17 protein-coding genes are annotated in these 15,262 nt (G+C 72.2%); 6 read left to right on the forward strand and 11 right to left on the reverse strand.

The genetic code is table 11. The features are described 5' to 3' along the window. Genes ACWEPX_RS05820 through ACWEPX_RS05840 form a run of 5 tightly spaced genes read right to left on the reverse strand, consistent with a single transcriptional unit; the run spans position 1 to position 2,726 of the window. Positions 1-219 carry a helix-turn-helix domain-containing protein gene (locus tag ACWEPX_RS05820; protein ID WP_451895936.1) on the reverse strand — a complete coding sequence of 73 codons (219 nt, stop codon included), beginning with the start codon at positions 217-219 and terminating at the stop codon, positions 1-3. Next, the gene (locus ACWEPX_RS05825; protein ID WP_451895937.1) at positions 216-494 is read right to left on the reverse strand and encodes a hypothetical protein; all 279 of its coding nucleotides are present in this window, start codon (positions 492-494) and stop codon (positions 216-218) included. Before ACWEPX_RS05825 ends, ACWEPX_RS05820 begins: the two co-directional genes overlap by 4 nt. Continuing rightward, on the reverse strand, positions 491-1,867 hold the full coding sequence (locus tag ACWEPX_RS05830) for a replication initiator (protein ID WP_451895938.1): 1,377 nt from the start codon (positions 1,865-1,867) through the stop codon (positions 491-493). Before ACWEPX_RS05830 ends, ACWEPX_RS05825 begins: the two co-directional genes overlap by 4 nt. After that, positions 1,867-2,358, reverse strand: coding sequence for a hypothetical protein (locus tag ACWEPX_RS05835; RefSeq protein WP_451895939.1), 492 nt, complete (start codon positions 2,356-2,358; stop codon positions 1,867-1,869). Before ACWEPX_RS05835 ends, ACWEPX_RS05830 begins: the two co-directional genes overlap by 1 nt. Then, positions 2,355-2,726 (reverse strand): hypothetical protein, encoded by a 372-nt coding sequence (locus tag ACWEPX_RS05840; RefSeq protein WP_451895940.1) that lies wholly within the window; start codon positions 2,724-2,726, stop codon positions 2,355-2,357. The genes ACWEPX_RS05835 and ACWEPX_RS05840 overlap by 4 nt, the downstream gene beginning before the upstream one ends. Positions 2,727-2,911: 185 nt before the next feature. Between ACWEPX_RS05840 and ACWEPX_RS05845 the strand changes: the two genes are divergently transcribed. Next, positions 2,912-3,715, forward strand: coding sequence for a GntR family transcriptional regulator (locus tag ACWEPX_RS05845; RefSeq protein ID WP_451895941.1), 804 nt, complete (start codon positions 2,912-2,914; stop codon positions 3,713-3,715). 1,219 nt (positions 3,716-4,934) lie between these two features. Here the strand turns inward: ACWEPX_RS05845 and ACWEPX_RS05850 are convergent. Continuing rightward, positions 4,935-5,543 (reverse strand): hypothetical protein, encoded by a 609-nt coding sequence (locus tag ACWEPX_RS05850; protein ID WP_451895942.1) that lies wholly within the window; start codon positions 5,541-5,543, stop codon positions 4,935-4,937. A 70-nt stretch (positions 5,544-5,613) separates the two neighbouring features. Continuing rightward, a complete protein-coding gene (locus ACWEPX_RS05855; protein WP_451895943.1) occupies positions 5,614-5,823 on the reverse strand; it encodes a ferredoxin in 210 nt (69 codons plus the stop codon). A 74-nt stretch (positions 5,824-5,897) separates the two neighbouring features. Here ACWEPX_RS05855 and ACWEPX_RS05860 point away from each other — a divergent pair, with 74 nt between their 5' ends. Next, positions 5,898-7,736: a S9 family peptidase gene (locus ACWEPX_RS05860; protein ID WP_451895944.1), complete on the forward strand. Its 1,839-nt coding sequence runs from the start codon at positions 5,898-5,900 to the stop codon at positions 7,734-7,736. Here ACWEPX_RS05860 and ACWEPX_RS05865 read toward each other — a convergent pair. Continuing rightward, entirely contained in the window at positions 7,681-8,280 is a 600-nt protein-coding gene (locus ACWEPX_RS05865; protein WP_451895945.1) for an NADPH-dependent FMN reductase, read from the reverse strand. The two genes, ACWEPX_RS05860 and ACWEPX_RS05865, sit on opposite strands and share 56 nt — an antisense overlap. A 110-nt stretch (positions 8,281-8,390) precedes the next feature. Between ACWEPX_RS05865 and ACWEPX_RS05870 the strand changes: the two genes are divergently transcribed. Both ACWEPX_RS05870 and ACWEPX_RS05875 read left to right on the forward strand, forming a co-directional pair. Further along, positions 8,391-9,434, forward strand: coding sequence for an alpha/beta hydrolase (locus ACWEPX_RS05870; protein WP_451895946.1), 1,044 nt, complete (start codon positions 8,391-8,393; stop codon positions 9,432-9,434). A 41-nt stretch (positions 9,435-9,475) separates the two neighbouring features. Further along, positions 9,476-10,645 (forward strand): MFS transporter, encoded by a 1,170-nt coding sequence (locus ACWEPX_RS05875; RefSeq protein WP_451895947.1) that lies wholly within the window; start codon positions 9,476-9,478, stop codon positions 10,643-10,645. A 40-nt stretch (positions 10,646-10,685) separates the two neighbouring features. Here the strand turns inward: ACWEPX_RS05875 and ACWEPX_RS05880 are convergent, their stop codons facing one another. Both ACWEPX_RS05880 and ACWEPX_RS05885 read right to left on the reverse strand, forming a co-directional pair. Then, positions 10,686-11,741: an aspartate-semialdehyde dehydrogenase gene (locus ACWEPX_RS05880; RefSeq protein ID WP_451895948.1), complete on the reverse strand. Its 1,056-nt coding sequence runs from the start codon at positions 11,739-11,741 to the stop codon at positions 10,686-10,688. Next, positions 11,741-13,006: an aspartate kinase gene (locus tag ACWEPX_RS05885; protein ID WP_451895949.1), complete on the reverse strand. Its 1,266-nt coding sequence runs from the start codon at positions 13,004-13,006 to the stop codon at positions 11,741-11,743. Before ACWEPX_RS05885 ends, ACWEPX_RS05880 begins: the two co-directional genes overlap by 1 nt. A 190-nt stretch (positions 13,007-13,196) precedes the next feature. On the opposite strand from ACWEPX_RS05885, the gene ACWEPX_RS05890 reads away from it, so the two are divergent. Together ACWEPX_RS05890 and ACWEPX_RS05895 are read left to right on the forward strand one after the other, a co-directional pair. Continuing rightward, on the forward strand, positions 13,197-14,378 hold the full coding sequence (locus tag ACWEPX_RS05890) for a hypothetical protein (protein WP_451895950.1): 1,182 nt from the start codon (positions 13,197-13,199) through the stop codon (positions 14,376-14,378). Then, on the forward strand, positions 14,368-14,952 hold the full coding sequence (locus ACWEPX_RS05895; protein ID WP_451895951.1) for a nitroreductase family protein: 585 nt from the start codon (positions 14,368-14,370) through the stop codon (positions 14,950-14,952). The genes ACWEPX_RS05890 and ACWEPX_RS05895 overlap by 11 nt, the downstream gene beginning before the upstream one ends. On the opposite strand, the gene ACWEPX_RS05900 is transcribed toward ACWEPX_RS05895, so the two are convergent. Continuing rightward, positions 14,933-15,247, reverse strand: a complete 315-nt coding sequence (locus ACWEPX_RS05900; protein ID WP_451895952.1) for a hypothetical protein — start codon at positions 15,245-15,247, stop codon at positions 14,933-14,935. The genes ACWEPX_RS05895 and ACWEPX_RS05900 overlap by 20 nt on opposite strands. Positions 15,248-15,262 lie beyond the last annotated feature (15 nt).

Here is a 15,262-nt window from a genome sequence, read left to right on the forward strand (position 1 = left end):
TCATCCCTCCGTGCGGCCGTCAAGCCAGGTGTGGAACCGGTCGCGCGGCACCAGCCAGCGCCGTCCGAGCCGGATCGCAGGAATCGCGCCGCTTCGCACGTGCGCGTAGGTCACACCGCGCGAGAGGTTCAGCAGCGCCGCCACCTCTTCCACGGTGTAGGTCATCGAGCGGGTGTCGATCACTGGGCCGAGGCGGCCCGCGTCGGTCTCGGAGATCACCGCTGGTCACCGTCCTCCCGGAGAGTGTTCAGCCAGGCCATCAGGGCCGGTCGCCAGACGAGCCACTCGCCGTCGACCTGGATCCCGGGGACCGTGCCGTCCCGCAGGTGACTGGCCGTCTCGGCGACCGGCATGTCCAGCAGGAACGCGGTTTCGGTGAGCGTGTAGACAGTCGCGTCCGGACAGAGGTCCAGTTCGGGGCCGTCGTAGCAGGCGTCCCAGTCCTCCGGGTAGTCGTCGTCGCTGTCGCGTGGGGTCGGGAAGTTGATGATCACGAGTGGTCCCCCTTGGTGTAGGTGCCGCGCGTTCGTCGCATGGCGACCTGGTCGCCGATGGCTTCGGCGAGTTCGCGTTGTGCGGTGGTGCCGTAGCCGATGCCCGAGAGCGTCCAGTCGTTGACGACGGTCACCGTCTCGGTGTCGGTGATGCCGAGTTCGGCGAGCTCGCGGGTCATGCGGTGGTGTCCGCGTGCGGCGCGGAGTGCGCCGAAGGTGACGGAGTAGTGGCGGGACTTGGTGAGGAAGTGGCCCCGGAAGCCGAGCATGTGCGCCCACTTCCGTAGGCGCAGGTCCGCGAACTCGGGTAGCCCGCCGAGCCGCCAGGCGGTGGCGATCATGGTGCGGGCGTGTGCGGTGACGTCCAGGTCGGCGATGTGGTGCTCGTGCCGGATCGGCGAGTCGACCCCGGCGGTGGCCCCGGTGCCCTTGACGGCGTACTTGGCGACGTAGGCCGCGACGTTGCGTTCCCGGGCCAGCTCCCCCGGTTCCCCCGGGTCGTCGGTGGCGATCGGGGCGACGTCCACCTGGTCACCCCACCTGAGCGTGCGGATGCCGACCGCCGCCGAGTCCGGGGTGTCGACCGCGACCGAGGCGGCAGCGTCGCGGACCACGGCGCAGAGCAGGTCAGCGGTGACCGCCGAGGGTGGGGGCGAGACGGGCCCCCGGGGGCCGTCGACCCGGATCACGGCGTGGAAGTGCACCAAGCCGCGGCGCTGGTACTCGGCGACCTTGGCGTAGGACACGCGTAGGTGTTCCCGCAGCTCACTGGACCGGATGCCCAACGCGCGGGCCAGGCGACGCGCGCACAGGATCGTGAAGCGGCGCCACAGCTCCGGGGCGTGCGCCTGCCACAGCACCGCCCCGGTGTAGTCGTAGCCCGCCGGGTCGACCGGCTGCCCGAGGCGCGGGTCGTACTCGTGGTGGCGCTCCCCGCACGCGCACGGCCGAGCCTTGCCGGTGGCGGTGGTGGGCCGGTTGTGGACCGCGCCGAACGACGGGGCCGTCAGCGTGGCGAACACCCGCACATGCCCGGACACAGTCTCCGGGACGCCCTTGCCACCCGACAGCCCGGCTCGCACGAGGTGGAAGGTGTCACCGGCGTAGCGGGCGGAGCAGGCCGGGCAGACCCGTTCACGGCGGTTGCCGCACGGCGTCCACAACGTCCCGTCGACCTCGCGGAGGATGGTGCCGTCCTCGGTGGTCCAGGTGGCGGAGCCGGACAGCCGGACCGGCTTGACGCAGCCGCCGACCGCTTCCACTTTGGCCCGCCAGGTCTTGAACCCTTTGGAGCGCAACAGGTTGCAGAGTCGGTCGTCCTCGGTGGGCAACGCGGCCACGAGCTGCCCGGGACGGTTCAGCGTGGCCGTCATCAGCACCACGCCTCGGGGTTGTCCAAGCCGTCCACGATGTTGTGGCCAGCGTGCGCCGGGTTCACCGAGGCGGCACCGCGCGCGCACGGGCACAGGTAGCCGGCCCCGACCCTGCCCGTCATCGACCCGTCCGAGTCGCGGACGACCAGGGTGTCCCAGCACTCGTGGCAGCGAGCAGACGGCGGCGTCCGGTCGTCGTTCCGCTCAGCGACCAACGCCAGGAAGTCCGTGATCGGGTACCAGGTGAACACCCCTGCCACCGAGTACGCCTCACCCTCTCCCACCAGTCGGTCCCAGCGCCACGCAGCCAGGTCGAGCACCGACTCCACCACCCGCTGCGCATAACCCGGCAGGTCATCGAACCGAGACCGCGCGTACGCCAGTCCCGTAACCGGGTTCTCGTCCGAGAACCGGAACCCCTCCGGCATCACCCACACACCCGGAGCCGCCGTCTGCCTGGTCTTCGCCAGCCTCAGCATGGTGGTCATCACCGGCCCGCCCGCTGCAGGAGCAGGCTGTAGGCCAGGTCATGGGCGCGCTCGTATCGACGCTGCCCGCCGCCCCCGAACAGGGCAAACAGCTCCCGCTTCCACACCGACAACGGCACCCGCAGACCCCGCGCGTGGTACTCGCCCACCGTCGCCCTCGCCCGAACCGCCCGAGACCGCACCTCTGCCAGCCCCACACGCGCCACACCGGCCAACGCCGACCGACGAGCACCCGCCACATCCCCCAAAGCGGGCAACGGCCCATCCGCCACCGCGACAGCCACCGCCAACTCAGTGACGCTGAGCCCCGACAGGTCCACCACGCCCGACGCAACCGCCGAGCCCTCCAACACACCGGTACCGTTTCCCACGGTCGTCTCCCTAAGTCAGGCGGCCTGTTTCACGCCCCGTCCGGGTCGCGTCCGGGCGGGGCTTCTCACTACCCACCTCGTATACGAGGTAGTTCGTATGTGAGGTTACGGCGGCTCAACCTCGTATGTCAACATACGAGGCTCTGTGCGAGAATGGGCGGGTCGAGCGAGAGCGAAGGTGTGCCATGAGCGAACTGGTGTTCGGCCCGCACCCCGACTTCCCGGACAACGAGGAAGCGGCCTACAGGCGGATTGCCAAGCTGTACCGAGACAAGATCATCAGCGGCGACCTGCAAGACGGGGAGAAGCTTCCGAGCGAGCGGGAGTTGTGTGCCCTACATGAGGTCTCCACCATCACCGCACGCGCAGCGGTCAACCTGCTGCGGGAGTGGGGCCTAGCTCAGGGCGTGCGCGGCAAAGGCGTGTTCGTCCGACGACTCGCCACCTTGACCCGGATCGCGCCGCAGCGGTACTTCCGGTCTCAGGAGGCGCGCACATACGTGCGGGAGGCGGAGGCGTCCGGCGTGGACGTCAACGTCGAGCACGAAACCAGCAAGCGGGAGGCCCCGCGCGAGATCGCACGCCGACTCGGCATCACCGAAGGTGACCCGGTAACGGCGACTTCCTACTTCATCCGCATGGGCGGAACTCCCGTAACCATGTCCGTCGCGTGGGAACCTCTAGCCATCACGGGCGGTACGGCCATCGAGCATCCCCACGAAGGCCCGCACGCCAACGACGGGATCGTGAAGCGGTTCGACGCGATCGGCGTGCACGTGAACCGGGTCGAGGAGCGGCTAACCGTCCGGAACCCCTCCGCAGAGGAAGCGGCCAAGCTGGAGGTCCCCCGTGGTCTCCAAGTTGTGGAGATCACCCAGACGTTCTGGCACGTCGAGTCCGGCGCAGACCTAGACGTCGCCGTTGAGACCGCCGACATCGTGTTCCCTGCCGACCGCTACCAGCTCGTGTACGACATGGAGATCCACTAGCGGCGTGAGCATCTGGTGAGAACTTTCTCTACTGGTTCAAGGCGGGCGGCCTACCGGCCGCCCGCAGGCACCATGCCGATCCCGGTCGGCGCACACCCGCGCGGGGCGTGCGGCCTCCGGCCGGTCCCCGCGCGGGCACGCCGACCGAACAGGCGTGCCCCGGATGACCAGGTAGCCCCCGCCAGAGCAGAAGAGATGCGCTCGCCGCGCGGGCAGGTCTCCGGGATGGCAGGAAGGGCGTGAAGGCTGCGGTTCGTCGGTGGCTGCCTGCCATCCCGACGACCTCCCAGAGGGCTACCACGGTGCCCACCAGGCGCGCAGAGCCTGGCACCAGGCGCAGACCCACCCGAGGCCCTGACACCCAGCCCAGGCCGCCGGACACGTCGAGGCGGGACCTCGGGCAGCTCTACGCCCAAACCTCACGACACGTCGAGGGCTGCACGCCTGGTGGCCACCGTGGTAGGGCTACGCCAGGTCGACGGGATGGCAGGAAGCCCCCGCCTAGTGGGCAAGGGCAGACAGTGACTACTTGCGTACTATCTGCACCTATGAGCGTCTATGTCACGGCAGACAGTCTCCCGGTAGGTCTCATGGTCTCCGGCGAATCAGCGTGCGTGCGCACAGTGTCTCGTCTCATCAGGGAGTGGGCTGAGCGCAGGCAACCTCTAAGCGTCACCGCTGGTGATGATCACGCCATCCTCTTCAACTTCTCCCAGTGCCAAGCAGTCGATTGTCGCGCGGAGATTCCCGAGACCGTCAGCAACTCGATCGAGTACATTCACGTCCCGGTGGAAGCCCTCGCACTTCCTGCACCCTCATAGCGCGAATTGCGTGCAGCGCAGTCAGCCACCGGTCAGCGAACGTGGTGGTACTCAGACGACGAGGCCAGCCCTCCGTGACACGTCCGCCCAGCTCAACGACACTGCGCGGCACAAGCGAGCGCCCTGCAACCGCGTTCGGGACGAAGAGGTCGCAGGTTCAAATCCTGTCACCCCGACCAGCTAAAGGGCCGGTCCACAAGTTGTGGACCGGCCCTTAGTCGTCTCATCGGCCAATGCGCCGAGCCCGGAAACGGAACGCCAGCCCCGTGTACGCGGGGACCACCCCCGCACGTGCGACGAGCGGATCGGGGAGAAGGGAACAGCCCCGCGTGTGCGGGGAGCACGAGCCGCCGCCGCGAAAGTCGGCGTGGATGGCCGTGTGTGTGGGGAGCGCTCGTCTAGGAGATCGCGCGTTGGTGGTTTACGTAGGCGGTGGCTTGGGAGGCCAGCCAGGCGTCGAGTTTGGGGAGGTTGGTGTTGGCCGGGATGCGGTAGGCGCGGGAGCGGCGGGTGTCGATGACGACGGGGGTTGCGTCGGGGAGGAGGTCGAGCATGCAGACCTGCATCAGGCGGGCGGCGGCGATGGCGGTGTCGCGGGGGAGTTCGGCCTCCTTGAGGTGGAACAGGGCCACCTCGGAGCCCGTCTTCGTGCGGTACGCCAGGTGCGGGGTGACGTTGATCCGCAGGCCGCCGGTCTCCAGGATCGACTCGCCCGAGGTCACGACGACGCCGCGGGTGCGGCGCCACCACTCCAGGAGGCCGTCGGTGGCCTCGGCGTAGGCGCGTTCCTGGCCGCTGAGCTCCAGGCCCTGGGCGGCGACGGTGAGCACCGCGGTCGGGTCCGCCGAGGCCAGGGCGACCGGGATCGCCTCCAGCAGGGGTGCGTAGTACTGGGCGCCGACGTACTCGTCGGCCGGGATGCGGCGGGTCGCGACGATCTCCGTGCGCCGGGTCCTGGTGCCCGTCGCGTACTCGGCAAAGGTCAACGCGCTCAGCGTTACCGGCATGCCGTTCTCCCCTCGATCTAGGCTTCCACCAGGGGAAACGTTACCGAGGGGGTACGACAGAAACGCACCGCTAAGCGAGTAGATCCCGCCCGTCCTCGCTGACCGAGATGGCCATCCCCGGGCACATCTCGGCGGCGTCGATGACGTCGTCGTCGGGCTCGATGTCGGTGGCCGTGGGCGCGGCGGCGGCCCCGTTCATCACGAACCGGCCGGGGGCGGTGGCGACGCACAGGCCCGATGCCATGCAGCGGTCGGCGCTCACTTCGATCTTCCAGGTCACCCCGACACCGTAGGCCGACGGCGACCGCCGCGTCATCCTCTCCGCAGCCCTGCTGCGCCTGGCAGGATCGGGGCGTGACCCACACTCATCCCGCCGCCGAGGTCCCCGACCGCCTCTTCGCCGACGACGCCGCGGAGGAGCGCTGGCGGGCCCGCTTCCGCGCCCCCCGGGTGACGCTGCCGGACTGGGCCAGGGAGGCCCCCGACCGCACCGCGTACGTCTCCAACGCCAGCGGCGTCTGGGAGGTCTACGCCTGGGACCGCTCGACCGACACCCACCGCCAGGTCACCGACCGGCCGAACGGCACGATCCACGCCACCGTCTCCCCCGACGGCGAGCACATCTGGTGGTTCGACGACACCGACGGCGACGAGTTCGGGGTGTGGCGGCGCGAGCTGTTCGCCGGGCGGCCCGCAGGCGCCGACGCCGAGGTCGCGGTGCCCGGGGTGCCCGCCGGGTACCCGGCCGGGCTGTCGCTGGGCTCGCGGCTGTGCGCGGTCGGCGTCTCCGGCGACGACGGCACCGCGGTCTACCTCTCCCGCGACCACGGCGATGCCGAGGTCGTCTACCGCAGCGAGCACGACGCCGGGGTGTCGGCGCTGTCGGAGGACGAGACGCTGCTGGCCATCGCGCACTCCGAGCACGGCGACAACCGGCACCCGGCGCTGCGGGTCCTCTCGACCGCCGACGGGTCGACGGTCGCCGAGAAGTGGGACGGCAAGGGCAAGGGCCTCGACGGCATCGCGTTCAGCCCGGTGGAGGGCGACCAGCGGCTGCTGGTCGCGCACGAGCGGCGCGGCCGCGAGGAGCTGCTGATCTGGGACGTCGCCGCGGGCGCCGAGACCGAGATCGTCCTCGACCTGCCCGGCGAGGTCACCGCCGACTGGTACCTCGACGGGACCGCGCTGCTCATCGCGCACACCCACCAGGCGCGCACCACGCTGCACCGCTACGAGATCGCCACCGGCGAGCTGTCCACACTCGACACCCCGGCGGGCACGATCAACGCGGCGCACACCCGCCCGGACGACACCGTGGAGTACGCCTGGTCGTCGGCGGCCGAGGCGACGGTGGTCCGCGCGCTGTTCACCGACGCCACCGACCGCGTGCTGCTGGCCCCGCCCGGCGAGCGCGCCCCGCGCTCCCAGCCGCTGGCCGACGCCTTCGTCGACACCCCCCACGGCCAGGTGCACGCCCTGGTCGCCCGCCCGGACGGCGACGGTCCCGCGCCCACGGTGTTCAGCCTGCACGGCGGGCCGCACGCCGCCGACGAGGACCGCTTCTCCGCCTACCGGGCGCTGTGGCTGGACGCCGGGTTCGCCGTCGTGCACGTCAACTACCGCGGCTCGACCGGCTACGGCTCGGCCTGGCGGGACGCGATCGAGGGCAGGCCGGGGCTGACCGAGCTGGCCGACGTGGCCGCGGTGCACGACTGGGCCGTCGCCGAGGGCTTGGCCGACCCGGCGCGGTGCGTGGTCAACGGCGCGTCCTGGGGCGGCTACCTGACCCTGCTGGCCCTGGGCACCCAGCCCGAGCGCTGGGCCGCAGGCGTGGCCGCGGTGCCGGTCGCGGACTACCTGGCCGCCTACGAGGACGAGATGGAGCCGCTGCGGGCCTTCGACCGGGCGCTGTTCGGCGGTTCCCCGGACGAGGTGCGCGACCGCTACGTCGAGTCGTCGCCGATCACCTACGTCGACCAGGTCCGCGCGCCGGTGCTGGTGCTGGCCGGGGAGAACGACCCGCGCTGCCCGATCCGCCAGATCGACAACTACCTCGACCGGCTGGCCGAGCGCGGGGCGCCGTACGAGACCTACCGCTACGACGCCGGGCACGGCTCGCTCGTGGTCGCCGAGACCGTCAAGCAATCGGCGATCGAGGTGTACTTCGCCCTGCGGGCCCTGAAGCTGCGCTGAGGGCGAACTCGGCGACCTGGACCCCGATCTGGCGCAGGATGCTCGCGACCTTCTCGTCCGAGCATCCGCCTGCGCCGTCGAAGGTGACCTCGGCGCTGTTGATCGAGGCCCCCAGCGGCGTGGGCCAGCCGCGCAGGGCGTGCACGATCGAGCGCAGTGCGGTCAGCGTGGTGACGCTGGCCTGCCAGCCGGAGGCGGTGGCGACGCAGCCGACGGCGCGCCCGTCGAGGTAGGGCCGCCCGTCGCCGCGCAGGTCCTCGATGTAGTCCAGGGCGTTCTTGACCAGGCCGGAGACCGTGCCGTGGTAGCCGGGCGAGACGAGGATGACCCCGTCGGCCTCGCGCAGCTCCTCGATGAGCCTGCGCGCGGGTCCGGAGCGCTCGGGGACCGACGGGTCGTAGAACGGCAGGACGATGTCCGCCCCGGAGAGCGCGGTCGTCTTGGCGCCGAGCTCGGCCGCGCCCGCCAAGGCCAGGCGCAGGGCGCGCTCGGATTGCGAATCCGTGCGCAGCGACCCGCCGATGCCTACCACCGTCACCGTCACCAGACCCATCCTTTCACCGCTCCCAGCACCGTACGACCTCCAGCGGGGTCGAGGTCCAGATCGTGTGAGACGGGTTACCGGTTGGCCTACCAGCGGGTAACGTGCCGGTCATGCCGAAGCTGATGAGCCGCGTCCCCATCGGCGTGCAGGCGGGCTTCGCGCGCGCCGCGTTCGCCCTGCCCGAGCGGGTCCGCCGGGCCATCGCGGGCCCGCCGGTCCGCATCGACGGTCAGGAGCTGGCGCTGGACGCCCAGCTGCTGCTGGTGCTCGACCGCCTCGGCGACCACGAGTTCGTCCGCGGCACGCCGGAGCAGGCCCGGGCCAACCTGGCCCGGTCGGTGCCGCTGGTCTCCGGCCCGCGGATCGAGCCGGTCGCGGTGCGCGAGCTGAGCCTGGGCGGGGTGCCCGCCCGGCTCTACACCCCGGCGGTCGACACCGACGCGCTGCTCGTCTTCTACCACGGCGGCGGCTGGGTGCTGGGCACGCTGGACAGCCACGACAACACCTGCCGCTACTTCGCCCGCGAGGCGGGGGTGAAGGTGCTGTCGGTGGACTACCGGCTCGCCCCCGAGCACCCGTTCCCCGCGGCCGTCGACGACGCGGTGACCGCCTTCCGCCACGCCCACGCCAAGGCGGCCGACTTCGGCGTGGACGCGGGCCGCATCGCCGTGGGCGGGGACAGCGCAGGCGGGAACCTGGCCGCGGTGACCTCGCTGCTGACCACGCGCGACGGCGGCCCGGCGCCCGCCTTCCAGCTGCTGCTGTACCCGGGCGCGGACTCCAGCGTGCGGCGGCCGTCGCGGGACCTGTTCGCCGAGGGGTTCTTCCTCACCAGCGCGAACATCGACTGGTTCTGCGACCACTACTGCCCCGACGTCGACCAGCGGCTGGACCCGCGCTTCTCGGTGCTGCTGGCCGCGGACCTGTCCGGGCTGCCGCCCGCCTACCTGGCGACGGCGGGCTTCGACCCGCTGCGCGACGAGGGCGAGGCGTTCGGGGCGAAGCTGGCCGAGGCGGGGGTGCCGGTCACCGTGCAGCGCCAGCGGGACCTGATCCACGGCTACGCCAGCTTCCTGGGCCTGGGCACCCGGTTCCGGGAGGCGACGGCCCAGGCGGCGGGCGCGCTGCGCACCGGGCTGGCGCTGGCCGGGTAATTCGCTTGCTTTGATCCGATGAGGCCAGGTCTCATCGGCGCATGCGGCAGTACCGGGCGATGCTCGCCCTCCCGGGAGTCCGCGCCCTCATGATCGTCATGTTCTTCGCCCGCGTCCCGGTGACCGCCGCCCCGATGGTGCTCACCCTGCACGTGGTCGAGGGGCTCGACCGCGGCTACGGCGCGGCCGGTCTGGTGGGCGCGGCGGGCACCATCGGCATCGCGCTGGGATCGCCGGTCGTGGGCCGCATGATCGACCGCTACGGGCTGCGGCCCATGCTGGTGGTCGTCACCGTCGGCGAGACGCTGTTCTGGGCGGTCGCCCGGTTCCTGCCGTTCCCGGCCCTGCTGGTCTGCGCCTTCCTCGGCGGGCTGGTGATGGTGCCGGTCATGTCGATCGGGCGGCAGGCGATCGCGGCCCTGGTGCACGAGGAGCTGCGGCGCTCGGCGTACTCGGTGGACTCGGTGTCGGTCGAGCTGACCTTCATGATCGGGCCCGCCGCCGCGGTCGCCCTGGTGACCCAGGTGTCCACCGAGGCCGCGCTGACCGCCATGGCCGTCACGGTCTGCGTCGTCGGCATGGGCCTGTTCGCCATGAACCCGCGGATGCGCTCGGCGGGCGAGGCCGTCGCCGAGAAGGTGCCGCGCCGGGAGTGGCTGACGCCGCGGATGGTCGCCGTGCTGGCCATCGGGGCGGGCGCGGTGTTCGTGCTCGCCGGGCTGGAGGTCACCGCGCTGGCCACGCTGCGCGAGAGCGGCCAGCTGGGCTGGACCGGCGCGGTCTACGCCGCGATCTGCCTGGCCTCGGCGATCGGCGGCCTGGTGCACGGCGCGGTGCGGCGGCCGCTGCCGCAGCTGACGCTGATGGTCCTGCTGAGCGCGCTGGCGATACCCGCAGGCCTGCTCGGGGACACCTGGTGGGTGCTGGCGCTGGCGCTGCTGCCGTCGAGCTTCGTGTGCGCGCCGACGATCGCGGCCACCGGCGAGGAGGTCGCCCGGCTGGCCCCCGCGGGCAACCGCGGGGAGGCGACCGGCATGCAGTCCTCGGCGTTCACCCTCGGCTCGGCCGCGGGCGCGCCGGTCGCGGGCTTCGTGGTCGACCACGCCGCGCCCGCGATGGGGTTCGTCGTGGCGGGCGCGGGCGGCCTGCTGGTGGCCGCGACGGCGTTCGCGCTGTCGCGGACCAAGGCGCTGGCCCCCGCCCCGGCCTGACCGCGGGGCCGCCTCGGGGAAGGGCGGCCCCGCGGTCCACCTAGGCGGTGACCAGGGCTTCGGCGATCTCGTAGGTGTTGAGCGCCGCGCCCTTGCGGAGGTTGTCCCCGCAGACGAAGAAGTCCAGCGTGTTCGGGAAGTCCAGCGCCTGGCGGACCCGGCCGACGTAGGTCGGGTCGCCGCCGACGACGTCGGCGGGCGTGGGGAACTTCCCGGCTGCCGGGTCGTCCACCAGGACCAGCGACGGCTGGGCCTCGAACAGCTTGTGCGCCTCGGCGACCGTCACCGGGTGCTCGAAGGTCGCGTGCACGGCCAGCGAGTGGGTGGTGACGACCGGGACCCGCACGCAGGTGGCCGAGACCTTCAGGTCCGGGATGCCCAGGATCTTGCGGGACTCGTTGCGGACCTTGAGCTCCTCGCTGGCCCAGCCGTCCTCCTTGAGCGAGCCCGCCCACGGCACGACGTTGAACGCCAGCGGGGCCGGGAACGGCGACTCGGCGGGCAGGCCCGCGGCGGCCAGCGCCTCCCGGACGTCGCCCGCGCGCTCGCCGACCTGCTTGCCCGCCAGAGCGGCCGCCTCGGCGTAGAGCCGGTCGATGCCGTCCTGCCCGGCGCCCGAAGCCGCCTGGTAGGAGGCCACGACCAGTTCGCGCAGGCCGTACTCGTGGTGCAGCGCGCCGAGCGCGGCCATCATCGACAGCGTGGTGCAGTTGGGGTTGGCGATGATCCCGCGCGGGCGGTCGGCGATCTTGTCGCGGTTGACCTCGGGCACCACCAGCGGCACGTCGGCGTCCATGCGGAAGGCGCCGGAGTTGTCCACGGCCACCGCGCCGCGGGCCGCGGCGACGGGGGCCCACTCGGCCGAGACGGCGTCCGGGACGTCGAACATCGCCACGTCCACCCCGTCGAAGACCTCCGGGGCCAGGGCCTGGACCGTCAGCTCCTGCCCGCGGACGGTGATCTTCTTGCCCGCCGAGCGCGGCGAGGCGATCAGCCGCACCTCGCCCCACGGCCAGGTGGACCGGCCGTTCAGGATGTCGATCATGACCGTGCCGACGGCTCCGGTCGCGCCCACCAGGGCCAGCGTGGGGGCCATCAGCGACCACTCCCCGCGTACACCACGGCCTGCTCCTCGCCGCCGAGGTCGAAGGCGTCGTGGATGGCCTTGACCGCGTCGTCGAGCTGGGTGTCGCGGATCAGGACCGAGATGCGGATCTCCGAGGTGTTGATGATCTCGATGTTCACCCCGGCCTTGGCCAGCGCCTCGCAGAACGTGGCCGTCACGCCCGGGTGCGAGCGCATGCCCGCCCCGACCAGGGACACCTTGCCGACGTGGTCGTCGTAGAGCACCGCGCCGAAGCCCAGCTCCGCGCGGATCTTCTCCAGCGCCGCCACCGCGGTCGGGCCGTTGGTCTTCGACAGGGTGAAGGTGATGTCGGTCTTGCCGGACTCGGTGCTGGAGACGTTCTGCAGCACCATGTCGATGTCGATCTCCGCGTCGGCGACGGTGCGGAAGATGCGCGCCGCGACGCCCGCGTGGTCGGGCACGCCGGTCACGGTGACCTTCGCCTCCGACCGGTCGTGCGCGACGCCGGTGATCATCGCCTGTTCCACGTTCAAGTCCTCCACTGAGCCGGACACGATGGTCCCGGGCTTGGTGCTGTACGACGAGCGGACGTGGATGCGCACGCCGTAGCGGCGCCCGTACTCCACGCAGCGCAGCATGAGCACCTTGGCCCCGCTGGCCGCCATCTCCAGCATCTCCTCGTAAGTGACCTCGTCGAGCTTGCGCGCGTCGGGCACGATCCGCGGATCGGCCGAGTACACGCCGTCGACGTCGGTGTAGATCTCGCACACGTCGGCCTTGAGGGCCGCGGCCAGCGCCACCGCGGTGGTGTCCGAGCCGCCCCGGCCGAGCGTGGTGATGTCCTTGGTGTCCTGGCTGACGCCCTGGAACCCGGCGACGAGCACGATGCGGCCCTCGTCGAGCGCGGCCTGCACCCGGCCCGGGGTCACGTCGATGATGCGCGCCTTGCCGTGCGCCGACGTCGTGATCACCCCGGCCTGCGAGCCGGTGAACGACCGGGCCTCGGCGCCCAGGGCGCTGATGGCCATGGCGACCAGCGAGTTGGAGATGCGCTCACCCGCGGTGAGCAGCATGTCCATCTCCCGCTCCGGCGGCACCGGGTTCACCTGCTTGGCCAGGTCCAGCAGCTCGTCGGTGGTGTCGCCCATCGCCGAGCACACCACGACCACGTCGTGGCCCGCTTTGCGGGTCGCCACGATCCGCTCGGCCACCCGTTTGATCCGGTCGGCGTTCTCCAGCGAGGAACCACCGTATTTCTGGACGACCAGCGCCACTGGCTGCACCCTCCTCAAGCCGCGCGGGGCGGGAGGCAGCACGTCGCGCACGGGACGGCCGCCGTCCCTATCGTGCGCAGGGTACCGGTCGGCCCCGCCGCGGCAGCGTGCCGCTGTGGCCTCCGCCACTACCCGACCTGGGATGATCTGCCCCGACTGCGCCGCACTGGCCGAACAGGGAGGGTCGTCGGTGACCGCGACTCAGGTGGCTCCCGCGCAGGCCGCCGCACCGCCCGCGGGGATGGACCGCCGCAGGCTGCTGCTGCGCGCGCTGGCCCCGGCCGGGCTGTTCCTCGGCGTGCGCACCGTCGGGCTGGTCGTGCTGGCGGCGATGGCCGGGCCGAACGGCACCACCCCGGCCGCCGCGCTGCGCTCGTGGGACGGGCAGTGGTTCCTGGCCATCGCGGCGGGCGGCTACGGCAGCGTCCCGCCCGGCCTGGTCGACGCCTTCGGCAACCGCACGGCGCAGACCCCGCTGGCGTTCTTCCCCGGCTACCCGACCGCGGTCGGCTGGCTCTACGACCTGGGCCTCCCGCTGACGACCTCGGCGCTGGCGGTGACCGCGCTGTGCGGGGTCGGCTGCGCCTACGGCCTGGTCCGGCTGGGCGAGCTGGTGCGCGGCGGGTCGCGGCGGGCCGGGCTGGTCCTGGTGGCGCTGTTCGCGGGCGCGCCGATGTCGATCGTGCTGTCGATGGCCTACTCGGAGGCCATGTTCTGCGCGGCGGCGGTGTGGGCGCTGGTGTTCGTGCTCAAGCGGCAGTGGGTCGCCGCCGGTCTGCTGACGGCAGCGGCGGGCCTGGTCCGGCCGACGGCGGCGGCGCTGGTGCTGGCGGTCGGGCTCGCCGCGCTGGTCGCGGTGCTGCACCGGCGGGAGGGCTGGCGGCCCTGGGTCGGCGGGGCGCTGGCCCCGCTGGGCCTGCTCGGCTACCTGGCCTGGGTCGGCGCCCGGACCGGCGAGTGGCACGGCTGGTTCAGCCTGCAGAGCCGGGGCTGGGACTCGCGCTTCGACGGCGGCGCGGCCACCGCCCGCTTCGGCCTGCAGGTGCTCGCCGACGCGCGGTCGGTGCTGGAGGTGACGACCGTCTGGCTCATCGCCGGCGCGCTGGCCCTGCTGGTCGTCGCCTGGCGCAGGCGGCTGGAGTGGCCGCTGCTGGTGTACGCGGCGGGGGTGCTGGCGATGGACGTGGGCTCCAACGGCCTGATGAACTCCAAGGCCCGGCTGATGGTCCCGGCGGTGACGCTGCTGGTGCCGGTCGCCATCGCGCTGGCGCGGCGGCGGCCGGCCACCGCGATGGCCGTCCTGGGCGGGGTCGCCCTGTTCGGCTCCTGGTTCGGCGCCTATGCGATCACGGCGTGGGGCTATGCCATCTGACCCGCACCCCCTGATCAGCGGCCGGTGGAGCCCGCGCGCCCTCGACCCCGACGGCGAGGTGCCCCCGCAGGCGCTGCGGCGGATGCTGGAGGCCGCCCGGTGGGCGCCTTCGTACGGCAACACCCAGCCCGCCCGCTACCTGGTCGGCCCGCGCGGCACGGCGACCTTCGACCGGGTGCTGGCGCTGCTCAACACCGGCAACCAGGCGTGGGCGTTCCGGGCGGGCGCGCTGCTGGTCGCGTGCGCGCAGACGGCCAACGAGAAGGGCGAGGTGCCCTACGCCGAGTACGGCGTCGGATTGGCCACCGAGAACCTGGTGCTCCAGGCCGTCGCCGAGGGACTGGTCGCCCACCAGATGGCCGGGTTCGACAAGGCGGGCGTGGCCCGGGAGTTCGGCCTGCCCGAGTCGGTGCGCCCGCTGGTGGCGATCGCGGTCGGCGTGCTGGGCTCCCCGGAGCTGCTGCCCGAGCGCAACCGGGAGCGCGAGACCGGGCCGCGGCGGCGGCTGCCCGCGGCCGAACTGTCCTTCACCGACGGGTGGGGAACGCCGTTCCTCAGCCCAGACGGCGGATGAGCCGGGCGGCCACCGAGGACACGACCAGCCAGAACACCGCGGCGATGCCGTAGTTGACCAGCACGCCGAGCTTGCGGTCCTCGGGGGTGAACAGGTCCTTGAACGCCAGCGACAGCGGCTCGGCCGCGCCGCGGAAGAACGCGGTGATCGGGTTGGCCTGGTTGGCGTTGCCCATCACCAGCACCACGTGCACGACCAGCACCAGCGCCACCAGCAGACCGGCCCACCGCACGACGCCGGCCAGGGCGCCGACCACACGCGCGCGGGTGGTGGCGCCCTGGGCGGTCTCCGTCATGGGACGCAGTGTCGC

The sequence above is a fragment of the Actinokineospora sp. NPDC004072 genome (assembly GCF_053604195.1).